This window comes from Rhodococcus ruber (assembly GCF_016804345.1).
Taxonomy (GTDB): domain Bacteria; phylum Actinomycetota; class Actinomycetes; order Mycobacteriales; family Mycobacteriaceae; genus Rhodococcus; species Rhodococcus ruber.
In genome coordinates this window covers 2,246,420-2,262,623 of the sequence record NZ_CP044211.1, presented here as the reverse complement: position 1 = coordinate 2,262,623, position 16,204 = coordinate 2,246,420, and the positions used below count along the sequence as shown (strand labels likewise).

Genomic DNA, 16,204 nt, shown 5'->3' with positions numbered 1-16,204 from the left:
AGAGTTGACAGAGCACGCGCGGACCGAGCGTCGTGCGCCCCTCGTTGTCCATCCGTCGAAAGAGCACCCAACGATGCCCAGCGGTTCGGTAAGTGGCGGTCCCGGCAAGAAGTCCGGTGCCAAGTCTGCGAAGGCGATCAAGGCCGCCCAGAAGAAGAGCGGCGGTCGCGGCCTGCCCAAGCAGCGGCAGATCCCGTGGCTGCTGATCGGTGGGGTGGTCGCGGTGATCGCGCTGGTCGCGGTGATCGCCGCCAGCATCATCCCGAAGTACCAGGACTCCCAGACGCTGGCGGCGTGGACGCCGTCCGAGTCGAATCAGGATCCGTCGACCGCGATCGAGGGGGTCGTGACGGTCGACTACCCCGCGGGCCAGCACATCGGGTCCACGCAGCGCGTGGCGTACGACCAGACCCCGCCGTTCGGTGGGCCGCACGACGCGATCTGGGCCACGTGCACCGGCACCGTGTACCCGGAGGCGATCCGCACCGAGAACGCCGTGCACTCCCTCGAGCACGGCGCGGTGTGGATCACCTACAACCCCGACCTGGTCGATCAGGCCGGCGTCGATGCGCTCGCGGCGAAGGTGGACGGCAAGTCCTACCTGATGATGTCGCCGTACCCTGGGCTCGACTCCCCCATCGCCCTGCAGTCGTGGGGGCATCAGCTGAAGGTGGACGCCGCCGACGACGAGCGGATCGATCACTTCATCGCGTCGCTGCGGCTCAACCGCTACACCTACCCGGAGGTCGGCGCGAGCTGCTCCACCCTGCCCGGCTCGTTCGACCCGAGCAGCCCCCCGCCGTTCGATCCTTCGACGCCGGGCCCGGACGCGGTGCCGATGGACGGCGGCACGGTGGACGGCACCGAGCAGCTGCCCGCCGACATGCAGGCCCCGGCGGGGAGCTGACGTGACGAGCGACACCGCCACCGCCGGCACGGGCCGGCGCACGACCGGCTTGATCCTGGGCCTGGTCGCCGCCGTCGCGATCGGGTTCCTGCTCGGATTCCTGGCCCGCATCCCGCTCGAGGACTCGCAGCCGGCGACGCCGGGCGCCGGCTCCGTCGACGTCGGGTTCGCACAGGACATGACCGTCCACCACAACCAGGCCGTCGAGATGTCCGCCGTGGCGCTGACGACGTCGGACGACCAGCGGGTCCGCAACCTGGCGTACGACATTCTCACCACCCAGCAGAACCAGGTCGGCCAGATGCAGGGCTGGCTGTCGCTGTGGGGGCAGCCGCTGCTGCCGGCCGGGGACTACATGACGTGGATGACCGAGGACTCCGGCCACAGCCACGGCGACGTGGGCCACGCGGACGGCGCCGCGCACACGGACGGGGCGGGGACCGCCCGGATGCCCGGTATGGCGACGTCCGAGGACCTGGCGAGCCTGCGTGGCGCCACGGGTCCGGAACTCGACGTGCTGTTCCTGCAGTTGATGCTGCGCCACCACGAGGGCGGGCTGCCGATGATGGAGTACGGCGCGCAGTACGCGGGCCAGCCGGCGGTGCGCACCCTGGCGCAGACGATGGTCGACACCCAGACCAGCGAGTCGGAGCTCATGACGGCGATGCTCGCGGAGCGCGGTGCGCAGCCGCTGCCCGTGAACTGACCGATCGGACCCGCACGAGGGGGACGGCCCGTCCGGGCCGTCCCCCTCCGCGTCTACCGGCCGGACCGGCCCCACTCCCAGTCGCGGATGTCGGGCATGTCCTCACCGTGGGTGCGGATGTACTGGTGATGCTCGACGAGCCGGTTCTTCAGGTACTCGCGCGCATACGCGGAGATCGGGTGCAGGCGCGGCACCCGGTCGACGACGTCCATGGCGAGGTCGAACCGGTCGATCTGGTTGAGCACGCACATGTCGAACGGGGTGGTGGTGGTGCCCTCCTCCTTGTACCCGCGCACGTGGATGTTGTCGTGGTTGGTACGCCGGTAGGTCAGGCGGTGGATCAGCCACGGATAGCCGTGGTAGGCGAAGATCACCGGCTTGTCGGTGGTGAACAGCGAGTCGAATTCGCGGTCGGACAGCCCGTGCGGGTGTTCGGTGTGGTCCTGCAACCGCATCAGGTCGACGACGTTCACGACGCGGATCCTCAGATCGGGGAACCATTCGAGCAGGATCTCGACGGCGGCGAGGGTTTCCATGGTGGGCACGTCGCCCGCGCAGCCGAGCACCACGTCGGGCTCGACCCCCTGGTCGGTGCCGGCCCAGTCCCAGATCCCGATTCCCTTGGTGCAATGGATGATTGCCGCATCCATGTCGAGGTACTGCAGCTGTGGTTGCTTGCCGGCGACGATCACGTTGACGTACTGCCGGGTGCGCAGGCAGTGGTCGGCCACCGACAGCAGGGTGTTCGCGTCCGGCGGCAGGTACACGCGGATCACGTCGGCCTTCTTGTTGACGACGTGGTCGATGAAGCCCGGGTCCTGGTGCGAGAAGCCGTTGTGGTCCTGCCGCCACACGTGCGAGGTGAGCAGGTAGTTCAGCGACGGTATCGGCCGGCGCCAGTCGATGCCGTTGGTGGTGCGCAGCCACTTGGCGTGCTGGTTGAACATCGAGTCGACGATGTGGACGAAGGCCTCGTAGCAGGAGAAGAAGCCGTGCCGGCCGGTGAGCAGATAGCCCTCGAGCCAGCCCTGGCAGGTGTGCTCGGACAGGATCTCCATGACCCGCCCGTCGGGGGCGAGACGGTCGTCGTCGGGCAGGATGCGGGCGTTCCAGGTGCGTGCGGTGGCCTCGAGGACCGGACCGAGCCGGTTGGAGTTGTTCTCGTCCGGGGAGAACACCCGGAAGGTGCTCGTGTTCTCGCGCATGACGTCGCGCAGGAAGGTGCCGAGCACGCGGGTCGATTCGACGCTGCCGGTGCCGGGCGCCGGGACCGGCACGGCGTAGTCGCGGAAGTCCGGTAACGCCAGGTCCCGCACGAGCGGCCCGCCGTTGGCATGGGGGGACGCGCTCATCCGCCGCTCGCCCGCCGGGTGCAGATCGCGGATTGCGGGCACGGGGGCACCGCTGTCGTCGAACAGTTCCTCGGGCCGGTAACTACGCAGCCACTCCTCGAGGATCTTGCGGTGGCCGTCGTCGTCGCGGGCATTGGCGAAGGGCACCTGGTGCGAGCGCCAGTACCCTTCGACCGGCAGACCGTCGACCTCCTTCGGTCCGGTCCAGCCCTTGGGAGAACGCAGCACGATCATCGGCCAGCGCGGTCGCTCGGAGACACCGTCGCGGCGTGCGCGGCGCCGGATCTCGAGGATCGCATCGAGGCAGCGGTCCAGGGCCGCCGCGAACGCCTGGTGCATGTGCTCGGGGTCGGAGCCCTCGACGAACACCGGATCGTGGCCGTAGCCGCGGAGCAGGTGCTCGAGCTCGTCGTGGTCGATGCGGGCGAGGACGGTCGGGTTGGCGATCTTGTACCCGTTCAGGTGCAGGATCGGCAGCACGGCGCCGTCCCGGCGCGGGTCGACGAACTTCGTGGAGTGCCAGCTGGTGGCGAGGGGCCCGGTCTCGGCCTCGCCGTCGCCCACCACGGCAGCGACGATGAGGTCCGGGTTGTCGAAAGCGGCCCCGTAGGCGTGCGACAGGGCGTACCCGAGCTCCCCGCCCTCGTGGATGGATCCGGGTGTCTCGGGGGCGACGTGGCTGGGAATCCCCCCGGGGAACGAGAACTGGGTGAACAGCCGCGCCATGCCGTCCGCATCCCGGGAGATGTCCGGATAGACCTCGCTGTAGGTGCCCTCGAGCCAGGCCGCGGCGACCGGTCCGGGCCCGCCGTGCCCGGGACCCATCACATACATCATCTCGAGGTCGCGGGCGGTGATCGCGCGGTTGAGGTGGGCGTAGACGAAGTTCAGTCCCGGGGTGGTGCCCCAGTGTCCGAGCAGCCGGGGCTTGATGTGCTCGGGACGCAACGGCTCGCGCAAGAGGGGGTTGCCCATCAGGTAGATCTGTCCCACCGACAGGTAGTTCGCGGCTCGCCACCAGGTGTCGAGCGCGGCGAGCTCCTCGCGGCTCAGCGGTCCGGTGCGGGTTGCCGTGTCGGGTCCTGCGTCCACGTACGGTCCTCTCCTGCAGGTGTGTGTCCGGTCTCGTGTCGAGCCTGCCCCGCGCGGATGGCCCGCGCCGGCCGTTCCGGGAAACACTCGCCGAAGAGTTCGTCTCCGGACGGCGCATCCGCGCCTGCCGGATGCCCGGCGAGGCCCCGGAGAAACCCGCTCCGACCAGGCGATGTGGCGTATCGCCGACAATGCGCTACGCTAACTCCCGCCCCACCGCGCAACCGGTGGAGTCCGGAACGCCCTCGTAGCTCAGGGGATAGAGCGCTTGCCTCCGGAGCAAGAAGTCGCAGGTTCGAATCCTGCCGAGGGCACCACGGAAACGGCCCCACGTCGCAGTGCGACGCGGGGCCGTTCCGTTTCCTGCGGTCCGGACTGCCGCAGAGCGGCGTGAGACCATGCGTCACGAAACACAGGTTCCTCACAACGCAGGGTGTGTGCGCGCCGGCCACGAGCGGAGCTCTCGTGTTCACAGTCCGGTGTCACCGACGGCTGCCCCTCGCGAGGACCCGCACAGCACCAGCGCCGCCGCGCTGAGCAGTGACACCGCGGCGGTGACCACGAGCACCGGCCCCAGCCCCAGGCCGGGTATCACGGCACCGGCGAGGGCCGGTGCTGCGACCGAGCTGAGCGCTCCCACGACGAGGCAGGCCGTGAACGCCGCGCCCGCGCGCTCGGGTACCAACTCGGCGGTCCAGACCGCGAGCACCGCGGATCCCGTCATGTACCCCATGCCGAAGATGCACGCCGAGGCCGCGGTCGCGGCCACGGAGCCGTCGGCCAGCCCGAGCAGCGCCAGCGCCGCACCGACCGTCGCGAGGCACAGCGCGGCGACCCGGACGCTGCCCAGTCGCTGCGCGAGGGCCCCGGTCGCCACCCCCACCATGCCGGTGAGGCCGACGGCCGCGTAGAGAGCCGGGACGGCGGCCGTCGGGAGGGTGCCGCGGTCCAGGACGTCGGCGGCATAGGTGAAGTAGACGACCACGACCGCGAAGTAGACCACGGAGTAGGCTGCCGGGACCCGCAGCGCTGCCACCAGCGAAGAGGCACCGGGTCCTTCCTCCGGGCGCGGGGCCGGCCCGGTCCGGGGCACCAGGCGCAGGTTCGCCAGGGCCGCGGCCACGGCGGCGAGGGCGATGCCGGCCCACACCAGGCGCCACGAGCCCACCACGGCCAGGACGGCCAGCCCACCGAGCAGTACCAGTCCGCCGCTGGTGCCGGTGGTGATGATCGCCAACGCTCGGGGTTGCTGCCGCGCGGGCACCGATCGGGTCACGATGTCGGAGTAGGGCGCCCAGACCCAGCCGCCGGCGCTGCCGGCCAGGACGACACCGGCGGCGAGCAGCCCCGGGGACTGCGCGAGGGTCACGATCACCGCCCCCGCGGCGCCGCACACCCCGCCCACGGTCGTCGGAGCGCGCGATCCGTGACGGGCCGCGAGCCGTCCGGCGAGCACCAGGCCGGCCAGGTAGCCCGCGAACGTTGCGCTGGCGATGAGGCCGAGGGCCAGCTCGGAGAGCCGCAGGTCTTCCCGGATGTCGGGCAGCGTCAGGCCGTAGGCGTAGCGGGCCATGCCGAAGGCGACCCCGACCACCGCCGCTCCGGCCAGGCCGATCCGCCCGCCTGGGGAGAGCGTCATGAATTCCCCCGCATGCCGTGGGCCCGGGCTACGTCACGGACCTTCGGCTGACTCCCGGGAGCGTCGACGATCACTGCGTGCATGCACCGACTCTCCCACGGCCGGATCAACCTCAGTCACCTGCGGCCGACGACCGCGAGACCGGGTATCAGCCCGCCGGATCCTGCTGCGCCGCCGCGGTGATCGGCGCCAGGTCGAAGTAGTCGCGCCAGCCGGCGATCTTGCCGTCGACGACCTCGAAGGCCCCCATCACCGGCAGTTCCACGGTCCGCCCCCCGAGCGTGAACACGTCGACCCGCTCGTTGAGCACCACACCGCCGTGGACGGCCTGGTGCCGGATGCGGAAATCGATGCCGCCGAACGAGGCGACGAACCCGGCGATGAACTCCTCGATCGCCGCGCGCCCACGCACCGGTTCCATCGGAATGTTGTGGTACACGGCGTCGTCGGTGAAGTAGGACGCGAGCACGGCCGGGTCGGGATCGGCCCAGCGGCGGCAGAATTCGGTGACGAGCTCGTCGGGGGTCATACGGTTCCTTCCGTCAGGCCCGGGCGAAACGCGCCGGGTCGGTGCCCGGGACCCGGCGCGCGCGGCCTCGCTCGATGAGGTGCCGCACGTGCGCCGACGCCTCGGACAGCGCCATCTGCTTGCCCGTGGGCGGAGTCTGGTCCCAGGGGCGGTACCACGTCATCCGCTCGGCAGCCTGCCACAGCGTCAGCTCCTCGTCGCCGAAGGCGGCGTACAGGTCGTCGAGGCGTCGTTCGTGGTGCTCGACAAGAGCGCCGGTGCGGGCCGCGAGGTCGTCGATCGGTTGCCGGTGCGCGGGCAGGGTGCGCCGCGCCGGGAGCGTGCCGACGGCGCGCAGCGAGTCGATGAACTCGCCGAGGGCGTCGCGTTCGGCAAGCGGGAAGTCGAAGTCGCCCACGTGCGGGGTCGTGGTGGCGAGGACGTGGTCGCCGCTGAAGAGGATGTCGTGCTCCTCGAGGTAGAAGCAGGCGTGGCCGGGCGTGTGCCCGGGGGTGAACACCGTGCGCAGGGTGCGGCCGGCGAGCGCGATCCGCTCGTCGGTGGCGAGCTTGCGGTCGGGGTGGACGTCGGGCTTGCCGGTCGCGCGTTCCCCGCTCGCCCGCTCGAGATAGGTGACGATCTGCTCGTCCGGGGCGCCGGCGCGGCGCCACTGCTCGGCCTCCCACTCGGCGTTGCCGTCGTCGGAGGTCATGAGGGCGAGCTGGCCGAAGTCGTCCTCGTGCATGCCGACCCAGCAGCCCGACGCCTCCCGGATCCGGCCGGTCAGGCCGACGTGGTCGGGGTGGAAGTGCGTGACGACCACTCCCTCGACGTCCGCGACGGAGGCACCGACGGAAGCGAGACCGTCCTGCAGCGCGGTCCAGGATGTGTCGTCGTTCCAGCCGACGTCGACGAGGACCAGTCCGCGCGGCGACTCCATCGCGTACACCTGGGTGTCGCCGACCGGCAGGTCGCCGACCGGCACGGGGATGCGGAAGATGCCGTCGCCGATGTCGCGGGCGTGGTCCATGGGTCCTCCAGGCACTAGATCGTTAGCTCGTCTATGAACACAAACAGTAAGCTATTTGTGTTCGTGCGGCTCGATGATCGCCACGATCGAGCGGATCTCCCCCGCGGGGATGGCGAAGTGCTCGGTGACCGCCACCGTGAGGGCGGTGTCCCCGGCGTCGAGGTCGAGCAGGAACCGCGCGACGACGTTGTCGTCCCATTCGCGGAACGTCAGCTCCCGCACCCGCCGGATCGGGCGGTACTCGGGGCCGTGCTCGAGACGGTCCCGGATCTCGACGCCGGTGTCGCCGGTGCGCACGCCGTTCTCGACCCGCCACGCGTCGGCCGCAAGCCGGACATGCGACGCGTCGTGACTGACGAGGGAACGGATGTAGGAGCGGGCCATCGCGACCCGGGCACTGTCGGTGGGGGCGCCGGCATGCTCGGCGATCGCCGCCATCAGGGCCGGCGCCCAGTCCGGTCGGCAGATCACCAGATCCGGCATGTAGGGGTGGGGGCGGTTGTACTCGAGTTCGCTGCCGTCGATGCGGGCGCAGTACAGCCCCGCCGCCTGCGCGACCCCCACCGGCGCCGCGGAGTCCCACTCCCACTGCCCGCCGGCGTGCACATACGCGTCGACGTCGCCGCGCACCACGGCCATGGCCTTGGCCCCGGCGGAACCCATCCGCACCACGTCGGCGCCGAGGGCGCGGGCGACGTCCGCGACGAACACCGGCGGCCGGCTCCCGCTGACGACGATGCGGGGCCGTCGGCCGCCCAGCGGCCGCAGTTCGGCACGCCCGACGTCCGCGGTGCCGTAGACGGCGCCCACCGCCGGCTGCGCGACCGCGGCGGCGGTGATGCCGCGGCCGGCCTCCCACAGGGCGATGTGCACGGCCCAGTCCTCGTGGTCCGGCATGCCGTACTCCTTGGATCCGTCGAGGGGGTCGACGATCCACACCCGCTTCGCATGCACCCGAGCCGGGTCGTCGGCGGATTCCTCCGACAGCACCGCGTCGGCGGGGCGTTCGGCGGCGAGCCGGCCGAGGATGAAGGCGTCGGCGGCGCGGTCGCCGTGGCGGCCGAGTTCGCGACCGGTGAGCGCGTCGGCCTCGGCCGCGCGGACGGTCAGCAACAGTTCTCCTGCAGCGGTGGCGATCTCGGTGGCGAGGACGGCGTCATCGGTCATGGGGCCAACAATTCCATGATCAGTCCGGCCTGCGCGACCGGATCGCCGTCCTGGGGCCGCAGCACCAGCTCGGGACCGGTGGGCGGCTCGTAGGGGTCGTCGACGCCGGTGAATCCGGTGATCTCCCCGGCCCGGGCCCGCGCGTACATGCCCTTCGGGTCCCGGGCTTCGCAGTCGGCGAGGGGGGTGTCGACGAACACCTCGAGGAACGGCAGCCCGGCCTGCCGGTGCTGCTCGCGGATCCGGTCGCGGTCGGACCGGTACGGGCTGATGAGCGCGCAGATCGTCACCAGCCCCGCGTCGGCCATCAGCTGTGCCACCGCACCCACCCGACGGACGTTCTCCGCGCGGTCCTGCGGACCGAAACCCAGATCGGAGTTGAGGCCGTGCCGCAGGTTGTCCCCGTCGAGCCGGTAGGCCGGCACTCCGGCCGCGAGCAGACGCCGCTCGAGCGCCGCGGCGACGCTGGACTTGCCCGACGCCGACAGGCCGGTCAGCCACACCGTCGCCCCCCGCGAGAGACGTTCGGCGCGGGTCGCCTCCGCCGCGTGCCACACGACGGGGGCCGCGGCGAGGGTGGGGCCGGTGATCATCCCGGCCGCGACGGTGCTGCCGGTCGCGTCGTCGACGAGCACGAAGCTTCCGGTGGTCCGGTTGCGCCGGTAGGGGTCGAACAGGACGGGGCGGCGAGTCCGCAACTGGACCCGTCCGATCTCGTTGAGCGTCAACGACCGTGCCGTCCCGTCGCGGTGCAGGGTGGTCACGTCGAGCCGGTAGTCGAGCCGGACCACCTGCGCGGCGGTGGCGTTGGTGGTGTGCAGCAGGGTGTAGGTGGCGTCGGGCACGAGGCCGGGGCCCTCGGCGAGCCAGCACACCATCGCGTCGAGCTCGTGCCCGACGAGCGGCCGGTTCCCGGGGCGGCACAGCATGTCGCCGCGTCCCACGTCGAGGTCGTCCTCGAGCTCGAGGCACACGGCGCTGCCCGCGAAGGCGCTCGGCACCGGGTCGCCGCCCGGGCCGTGGACGGCGCGCACCCGCGTGCCGTAGCCCGAGGGCAGCACCAGCACCTCGTCGCCGGGGGCGAACACCCCGCTCGCGACGGTGCCCGCGTAACCACGGAAGTCGCGGTGCTCGCCGTGACCGGGACGGATCACGTACTGGACGGGGAAGCGCGCGTCGATGAGGTTGCGATCGGAGTCGACGTGCACCTGCTCGAGACGGTGCAGCAGCGAGGCGCCCTCGTACCAGGTCATGACGGTGGTGCGGTGGACGACGTTGTCGCCGAGCAGCGCCGAGACCGGCACGAAGGTCAGGTCGTGGATGTCGAGTTTGGCTGCGAACGTGGAGAATTCGGCACAGATCTCGTCGAAGCGCTGTTGCGACCAGTCGACCAGGTCCATCTTGTTGACGCACAGCACCAGATGGGGGACGCCGAGCAGGCTGGCGAGGAAGGCGTGCCTGCGGGTCTGCTCGACGACCCCCTTGCGGGCGTCGACGAGGATGAGGGCGAGGTCGGCGGCCGAGGCGCCGGTGACCATGTTCCGGGTGTACTGCTCGTGGCCGGGAGTGTCGGCGACGACGAAGGCGCGGTGCGGGGTGCAGAAGTAGCGGTGGGCGACGTCGATGGTGATGCCCTGTTCCCGCTCCGCCCGCAGCCCGTCGGTGAGCAGCGCCAGGTCGGGGGTGTCCATGCCGCGCTCGCGGCTGGTGCGGGCGACGGCGTCGAGCTGATCCTCGGGCACGGCCTTGCAGTCGTGGAGCAGCCGGCCGATCAGCGTGGACTTGCCGTCGTCGACGCTGCCGGCGGTGGCGATGCGCAGCAACCGGGTCATCAGAAGTAGCCCTCCTTCTTGCGGTCTTCCATCCCGGCCTCGGAGATGCGGTCGTCGGCGCGGGTGGCGCCGCGCTCGGTGACGCGGCTGACCGCGACCTCGGCGACGACCTCGTCGGGGGTGGCGGCGGTGGATTCGACGCAGCCCGTGCAGGTGGCGTCGCCGACCGTGCGGAACCGCACCAGCGCCTCACGCGGCTCGTCGCCCGACAGGAGGGTGAGGAACTCGTTGAGCGCCAGCAGCATTCCGTCGCGCTCGACGACGGGTCGCCGATGGGCGTAGTAGAGCGGCGGCAGCTCGACGCGTTCGTCGCGGATGTAGTTCCAGACATCGAGCTCGGTCCAGTTGGACAGCGGGAACACGCGGATGTGCTCGCCGCGACGGTGCCGGCCGTTGTACAGCTGCCACAGCTCGGGGCGCTGCGCCTTCGGGTCCCACTGCCCGAACTCGTCGCGGAAGGAGAACACGCGCTCCTTGGCGCGGGCCTTCTCCTCGTCGCGGCGGGCGCCGCCGAACACCGCGTCGAATCCGCCTTCGCGGAGGGCACGCAGCAACGTCCGGGTCTGCAGCCGGTTACGGCTCGCATGCGGACCGACGTCCTCGACGACCCGGCCGGCGTCGATGTCGTCCTGCACCGACGCGACCAGCAGCCGCACCCGGCGCCGGGCCGCCTCGGCGTCGCGGTAGGCGAGGACCTCGGGGAAGTTGTGGCCGGTGTCGATGTGCAGCACGGGGAACGGGATCGGCGCCGGCCAGAACGCCTTGGCCGCCACGTGCAGCATCACCGCCGAGTCCTTGCCGCCGGAGAAGAGCACCACGGGACGCTCGAAGGTGGCCGCGACCTCCCGGAAGATGTGCACGGACTCGGCCTCGAGGGCGCGCAGCAGGGGCAGTTCGTACGACGGCGTGAGGGTCATCGGGGCTCCAGCTCACGAGCGCCGGTCCAAATATGTACCGGCTCGGTCGAAAGGTTCGCCCCGAACGATAGAACGAGTTTCAGTTCCGGGTCAACGCCCCCGCTGGGCGGCTGCGCCGCCGGTGTGTCGTTTGGGCGGCGGGGACAGCCCAAAGGACGCACCGGCGGCGGCCTCGGCCGTCATCGGGGCGGGCGACGCCCGCCGAGTTCGCGCGTGACGGCTTCGGCGGTGGCCACGAGCGCCACCCCGCGCCGGGCGATCTCCCGATTGGTCAGCGTCGCACCCACGTGGAGGGTGAGCACCACCGACTGCCGCCCGTCCGCGTCGTGGACGGGGGCGGCGAGCAGGTTCACCGGGTGCTCGGCATCGTCCGGTTCCGCCCCGGCCAGCAGCACGCGCTCCCCCAGGCTGGACACCATCTCCCCCAGCAGTTCGCGCAGCTCCGCCGGCAGGTCGTGCGCCGCCACCCCCGCCATCAGCGCATGCAACCGCCGGCCACCGGCCGTGAGCGACTCGACCAGGTACCCGGCGGCGCGGCACTCGTCGACCACGTCACGCAGGCGGTCCCGGTCCAGCCGCACCGGAAGCGTCGGTTCCCGTGCGAGCCACTGCTCGAGCCGCTCGTCGGAGTCCCACAGCACGTACATCAACCCGACCGGCGGCGCGAACGGATACACCTCCCCCACCCTCGCCCCGGCGCCGGCCGGATCGGGCCCGGCGACGTCGAGGACGGCGATGCGGTCGCCCACGACGGCCGACGCGGCGCAGGTGGCGCCGAACTCGGCGCCGAGCGCGGCCAGGTGCCGGTGGGTGACGGGACCGACGGCGAAGCCGCGCTGCGCAGCCCGGCCCGCGACGATCAGCGCGGGACCGAGCCCGTACGACCGGTCTGCGGGATGACGCATCAGGTAGCCGGCGTCCGTCAGGGCGGTCAGGATGCCCAGGCACGTCGGCTTGCTCATCCCCAGCCGGCGCGCCAGCTCGGAGAGCCCGAACCGGGCCTCCGGATGCGCCACCAGGTGGTCCAGGACCTGCACGACCCGCTCGGTCGGTGGCGAACGCCGCGCGGTCGACGGCGCGGGGGCCTCGGTCATTGACGCCTCCTTGGAACACGTTCTATCGTCGCTGCACCAGGAGCCTACCGCACCGGTACATATTTGAACCGCAAGGAGATCGTGTGCTCACCGATCCGCTCACGTCCGCCATCACCGAGGCCGAAAAGCTCGTCGCGACGGCGCCGCACATCCGCACCGAGCAGGACCTGATCGAGGGGTACCGCTACCTCGCCGGCGGGATCGCCGCATGCGTGCACTCGGCGTGGGCCGTCGAGGCGTCCCATCCCACGTTCGTCACCGGCACGGGCCCCTACACGAAGATGGGGCTCGACAACCCCGACACCCTCTACTGGGGTGCGCGCATCCGCGACGACGCCGAGTACGTCGTCACCGGCCGTCGCGGCACGACCTGCGACCTGAGCTTCCAGGTGCTCGCCGGCAACTACACCGACGCCCAGGTGCCCGGCAACGTCACCGCATTCGACGACCGCGAACTGCACGTCGCCGACGACGGCACCTTCGAGGCGCGGTTCGGCCCCGGGCCCGCCGACCCCGCGAACAACTACTTCACCCTCACCCCCGGTTCGTCGCAGCTCGTCGTGCGAGAGGTCTACAGCGACTGGTCCCAGCGGCGCGGCACCCTGCGCATCGACCGGGTCGATGCGCTCGGCACCCCGCCGCCCGAACCGACGCACGACGATGCCGCCGCCCGCTACCGGCGCGCCGGGAAAGCGCTGGTGTCGCGGGTGCAGACGTGGCTGCAGTTCCCGCAGTGGTTCTACCTCGACCTGCCGGTCAACACGGTCACCGCTCCGCGGCCGACGCCTGGTGGCCTGGCCACGCAGTACTCGTCCGTCGGGCACTTCGATCTGGGCGACGACGAGGCGATGATCCTCACCGTCCCCGCCTCCGACGCGCCCTACCAGGGCTTCCAGCTGGGCAGCCTCTGGTACATCTCCCTGGACTACGTCCACCACCAGACGTCGCTGAACAACGCGCAGGCCCAAGTGGATCCGGACGGGATGATCCGCATGGTCGTCTCCGCCCGCAACCCCGGCGTCGCCAACTGGGTCGAGACCCTGGGCCGCAGCCGCGGGTTCCTGCAGTTCCGCTGGCAACGGCTCGCCCGCGAACTCACGGCCGCGGACAGCCCCACCGCCGAGGTGGTCCCGTTCGACGACGTGCCGGCCGCACTGCCGTTCCTCGACCACAACCGCGTCACGCCGGAGCAGTGGTCCGGGCGGATTGCCGCCCGCCAGACCGCGATCGCCGACCGGATGCTCGGGTGAGCGCCGTGACCACCCCGAACCCCCTGCTCGCCGGACAGGTCGTCGTGGTCAGCGGTGTCGGGCCGGGACTCGGCCGCACTCTCGCGGTGCGGTGCGCCGAGCACGGGGCCGACGTCGTCCTCGCCGCCCGAACGACCGCCCGCCTCGAGGACGTCGCGGCCGAGGTCACGGCCCGGGGCCGACGGGCCCTGGCGGTCCCGACCGACATCGCCGACACCGACTCCGCGTCCCGGCTCGTCGAGACGACCCTCCGCGAGTTCGGCCGGGTGGACACGCTGGTCAACAACGCGTTCTCGGTGCCCTCGATGAAGCCGCTGGCCCGCACCGACTTCCAGCAGATCCGCGACAGCATCGAACTCACCGTCCTCGGGGCGCTGCGCCTGACGCAGTTGTTCACCGAGGCCCTGGCCGGGACGAAGGGCTCGGTGGTGAACATCAATTCGATGGTGCTGCGGCATTCACAGGAGCGCTACGGCAGTTACAAGCTCGCCAAGTCCGCCCTGCTGGCGATGTCGCAGTCCCTCGCCACCGAACTGGGCCCCCAGGGCATCCGCGTCAATTCCGTTGCCCCCGGCTATATCTGGGGTGAGACGCTGAAGGGCTACTTCGAGCACCAGGCGGGCAAGTACGGCACCACCGTCGAGCAGATCTATCAGCACACCGCGGCCGGCACCGATCTCGGGCGTCTGCCCACCACCGAGGAGGTGGCCGACACTGTGATCTTCCTCGCCTCCCCCCTGGCCCGGGCCGTCACCGGCCAGTGCCTGGACGTGAACTGCGGCGAATACCACCACTGAAGCCGTGCGCGGTTTCGGTAGCCACTGCTACCGAAACCGCGCACGGGGATCGGAGATCCATGACCGAGCGCACCAGCGTCGGCACCGTCGAGGACCTGCACGCCTCCGCGACCCGGCTGACCGGCCTGACCGACTTCGGCGACGACGACTACACCGACGCCCTCGGCGTCCTGCTCGACTCGTATGCGCGCGACGAGCAGCTCACCCCGCTGGGCAGCAAGATGTCGCGGGTGTTCCTGCGCGGCGCCCTCGTCGCCCGCCTGCTGAGCGAGGCGGCCTGGCGTGCCCACCCCGAACACGCCGACGTGACGATCGAGCGCCCGATCTTCGTCACCGGGCTGCCCCGCACCGGCACCACTGCCCTGCACCGCCTGCTCACCGCCGACCCCGCCCACCAGGGACTCGAGATGTGGCTGACGGAGATGCCGCAGCCCCGGCCCCCGCGCGAGACGTGGCCCCAGAACCCGGCGTTCGCCGCGCTCGAAGCGGGATTCGCGCAGCATCACGTCGAGCACCCCGAGTTCATGGGCGTGCACTACATGTCCGCGGGCGAGGTCGAGGAGTGCTGGCAGCTGCTGCGACAGTCCTTCCGGTCGGTGTCGTACGAATGCCTCGCGCATCTGCCCACCTACTCGCGGTGGCTCGCGCAGCAGGACTGGACCGGCGCGTACGCCCGGCACCGCAGGAACCTGCAGCTGATCGGGCTGCCGGACGCCGACAAGCGCTGGGTCCTGAAGAACCCGAGCCACCTGTTCGCCCTCGACGAACTGCTCACCGTCTACCCCGACGCGCTGATCGTCGTCACCCACCGCGACCCGCGCACCGTGATCCCGTCGGTGTGCAGCCTGGCCGCGCACGCCACCGACGGCTGGTCGCACACCTTCCGCGGCGAGCGCATCGGGCGCAGCCAGCTCGAGCTGTGGGCGCGCGGGTTCGACACCTTCGAGGCGGCCCGGCGCCGGCACGACCCGGACCGGTTCGTCGACGTGGACTACCGCGACTTCGTCGCCGATCCCCTCGGCACGGTGGGCGCGGTCTACGACCGGCTCGGCATCCGGCTCACCGCCGGCGCCGAGCAGGCGATGGCCGCGCTGCACGCCGAGAGCCGCAGCGGGGATCGCCGGCCGGCGCACCGCTACCGGCTCGAGGACTTCGGGTTGAGCGCGGCCGAGGTGGACGAACGATTCGGGGACTACGCCTGCCGCTGACCGACGGCGACCGCCGCGCCGGCGAGGACGTCGAGCAGCGGGAACAGCGCCGCGGCGATCAGGTCCCCGGTCTCGACGAACACCGGCGCGGACAGGCCGATCGGGTCGGGAATGTTCGGGGTCCGGGCCGCGCCGCTCGGATCCCGGCAGGCATCGAGCCGCGCGACCGTCGCCGCGCCGGTGACGGTCGCGATGCGGTGCGCCTCGGTGAGGGTGAACGACTTCGCCGCGGCGCCGGCGACCAGGCCGGACACGCGGTCGCGCTGCTCCTCGCTCATGGTCAGGACCAGGTCGGCGCCGTCGACCATCGCGGCGGTCACCCGGCGGGCGCGGAAATCGCTCGCATCCGCACCGAGTCCGGCGATGACCGCGGCCGCCCGCGGCTCGACGGGATACCCGACGAGGGCCCGGGTGCCGGCGCTCTCGGCGGTCAGGTCGGCCCACCCGGACTCGCACGCGTACGCCCGCGTCAGCCGCTCCGCGATCACGGACCGGCAGACGTTGCCGCTGCAGACGAACAGGATGTGCACGCGCGCACTCTAGCCGTCGCGAATCGAGCGGCGGGCGGCCACATTTGGATGTCCTCGCGGGTTCATGCGACGTTGTTCCGGCCGTTGCGTGTCGTTCACCCTCGGCGGCCGGCCGCGCGGGGCGCGGAAGCTGTGTCCGCGTCACCTCCACGCGGCACCACGTGGGATGATCGAC

14 protein-coding genes and 1 tRNA gene are annotated in these 16,204 nt (G+C 71.4%); 6 read left to right on the top strand and 9 right to left on the bottom strand.

Features of this window, described 5'->3' with window-relative positions; genetic code table 11:
* Nucleotides 1-73 precede the first annotated feature (73 nt).
* Both F1734_RS10605 and F1734_RS10600 read left to right on the top strand, forming a co-directional pair.
* Nucleotides 74-907, top strand: coding sequence for a DUF3105 domain-containing protein (locus tag F1734_RS10605; RefSeq protein WP_203011619.1), 834 nt, complete (start codon nt 74-76; stop codon nt 905-907).
* 1 nt (nt 908) lies between these two features.
* Entirely contained in the window at nt 909-1,613 is a 705-nt protein-coding gene (locus tag F1734_RS10600) for a DUF305 domain-containing protein (protein WP_010595867.1), read from the top strand.
* A gap of 53 nt (nt 1,614-1,666) precedes the next feature.
* On the opposite strand, the gene F1734_RS10595 is transcribed toward F1734_RS10600, so the two are convergent.
* On the bottom strand, nt 1,667-4,057 hold the full coding sequence (locus F1734_RS10595; protein ID WP_017682007.1) for a phosphoketolase family protein: 2,391 nt from the start codon (nt 4,055-4,057) through the stop codon (nt 1,667-1,669).
* Nucleotides 4,058-4,298: 241 nt separating this feature from the next.
* Between F1734_RS10595 and F1734_RS10590 the strand changes: the two genes are divergently transcribed.
* Nucleotides 4,299-4,374, top strand: a tRNA-Arg gene (locus F1734_RS10590).
* 152 nt (nt 4,375-4,526) lie between these two features.
* Here the strand turns inward: F1734_RS10590 and F1734_RS10585 are convergent.
* From F1734_RS10585 to F1734_RS10555, 7 genes are all read right to left on the bottom strand, one after another.
* On the bottom strand, nt 4,527-5,696 hold the full coding sequence (locus F1734_RS10585) for an MFS transporter (protein WP_203011618.1): 1,170 nt from the start codon (nt 5,694-5,696) through the stop codon (nt 4,527-4,529).
* Nucleotides 5,697-5,844: 148 nt separating this feature from the next.
* Nucleotides 5,845-6,225 carry a limonene-1,2-epoxide hydrolase family protein gene (locus F1734_RS10580; RefSeq protein ID WP_010595864.1) on the bottom strand — a complete coding sequence of 127 codons (381 nt, stop codon included), beginning with the start codon at nt 6,223-6,225 and terminating at the stop codon, nt 5,845-5,847.
* Between the two features lie 13 nt (nt 6,226-6,238).
* Complete coding sequence (locus F1734_RS10575; protein ID WP_010595863.1) at nt 6,239-7,234, bottom strand: MBL fold metallo-hydrolase; 996 nt, start codon at nt 7,232-7,234, stop codon at nt 6,239-6,241.
* Between the two features lie 51 nt (nt 7,235-7,285).
* A complete protein-coding gene (locus F1734_RS10570) occupies nt 7,286-8,401 on the bottom strand; it encodes a 3'(2'),5'-bisphosphate nucleotidase CysQ (protein ID WP_010595862.1) in 1,116 nt (371 codons plus the stop codon).
* The gene (gene cysC / locus F1734_RS10565) at nt 8,398-10,233 is read right to left on the bottom strand and encodes an adenylyl-sulfate kinase (protein ID WP_203011617.1); all 1,836 of its coding nucleotides are present in this window, start codon (nt 10,231-10,233) and stop codon (nt 8,398-8,400) included. The genes F1734_RS10570 and cysC overlap by 4 nt, the downstream gene beginning before the upstream one ends.
* Nucleotides 10,233-11,150: a sulfate adenylyltransferase subunit CysD gene (cysD, locus tag F1734_RS10560; RefSeq protein ID WP_064066608.1), complete on the bottom strand. Its 918-nt coding sequence runs from the start codon at nt 11,148-11,150 to the stop codon at nt 10,233-10,235. Before cysD ends, cysC begins: the two co-directional genes overlap by 1 nt.
* A 179-nt stretch (nt 11,151-11,329) precedes the next feature.
* Nucleotides 11,330-12,244: an IclR family transcriptional regulator gene (locus F1734_RS10555; protein WP_010595859.1), complete on the bottom strand. Its 915-nt coding sequence runs from the start codon at nt 12,242-12,244 to the stop codon at nt 11,330-11,332.
* A gap of 83 nt (nt 12,245-12,327) precedes the next feature.
* Here F1734_RS10555 and F1734_RS10550 point away from each other — a divergent pair, with 83 nt between their 5' ends.
* Genes F1734_RS10550 through F1734_RS10540 form a run of 3 tightly spaced genes read left to right on the top strand, consistent with a single transcriptional unit; the run spans nt 12,328 to nt 15,499 of the window.
* Nucleotides 12,328-13,494: a hypothetical protein gene (locus F1734_RS10550; protein ID WP_203011616.1), complete on the top strand. Its 1,167-nt coding sequence runs from the start codon at nt 12,328-12,330 to the stop codon at nt 13,492-13,494.
* The gene (locus tag F1734_RS10545; protein ID WP_040275889.1) at nt 13,491-14,291 is read left to right on the top strand and encodes an SDR family oxidoreductase; all 801 of its coding nucleotides are present in this window, start codon (nt 13,491-13,493) and stop codon (nt 14,289-14,291) included. Before F1734_RS10550 ends, F1734_RS10545 begins: the two co-directional genes overlap by 4 nt.
* A gap of 59 nt (nt 14,292-14,350) precedes the next feature.
* A complete protein-coding gene (locus tag F1734_RS10540) occupies nt 14,351-15,499 on the top strand; it encodes a sulfotransferase family protein (protein ID WP_017681719.1) in 1,149 nt (382 codons plus the stop codon).
* Here F1734_RS10540 and F1734_RS10535 read toward each other — a convergent pair.
* Complete coding sequence (locus F1734_RS10535; RefSeq protein WP_010595855.1) at nt 15,484-16,029, bottom strand: arsenate reductase/protein-tyrosine-phosphatase family protein; 546 nt, start codon at nt 16,027-16,029, stop codon at nt 15,484-15,486. The two genes, F1734_RS10540 and F1734_RS10535, sit on opposite strands and share 16 nt — an antisense overlap.
* Between the last annotated feature and the right edge of the window lie 175 nt (nt 16,030-16,204).

What these genes read in the sequence shown, in the direction of transcription:
- F1734_RS10605 (WP_203011619.1), top strand. Translation starts at nt 74, where the DNA reads ATGCCCAGCGGTTCGGTAAGTGGCGGTCCCGGCAAGAAGTCCGGTGCC.
- F1734_RS10585 (WP_203011618.1), bottom strand. Translation starts at nt 5,696, where the DNA reads ATGACGCTCTCCCCAGGCGGGCGGATCGGCCTGGCCGGAGCGGCGGTG.
- F1734_RS10580 (WP_010595864.1), bottom strand. Translation starts at nt 6,225, where the DNA reads ATGACCCCCGACGAGCTCGTCACCGAATTCTGCCGCCGCTGGGCCGAT.
- F1734_RS10575 (WP_010595863.1), bottom strand. Translation starts at nt 7,234, where the DNA reads ATGGACCACGCCCGCGACATCGGCGACGGCATCTTCCGCATCCCCGTG.
- F1734_RS10570 (WP_010595862.1), bottom strand. Translation starts at nt 8,401, where the DNA reads ATGACCGATGACGCCGTCCTCGCCACCGAGATCGCCACCGCTGCAGGA.
- cysC (WP_203011617.1), bottom strand. Translation starts at nt 10,233, where the DNA reads ATGACCCGGTTGCTGCGCATCGCCACCGCCGGCAGCGTCGACGACGGC.
- cysD (WP_064066608.1), bottom strand. Translation starts at nt 11,150, where the DNA reads ATGACCCTCACGCCGTCGTACGAACTGCCCCTGCTGCGCGCCCTCGAG.
- F1734_RS10555 (WP_010595859.1), bottom strand. Translation starts at nt 12,244, where the DNA reads ATGACCGAGGCCCCCGCGCCGTCGACCGCGCGGCGTTCGCCACCGACC.
- F1734_RS10540 (WP_017681719.1), top strand. Translation starts at nt 14,351, where the DNA reads ATGACCGAGCGCACCAGCGTCGGCACCGTCGAGGACCTGCACGCCTCC.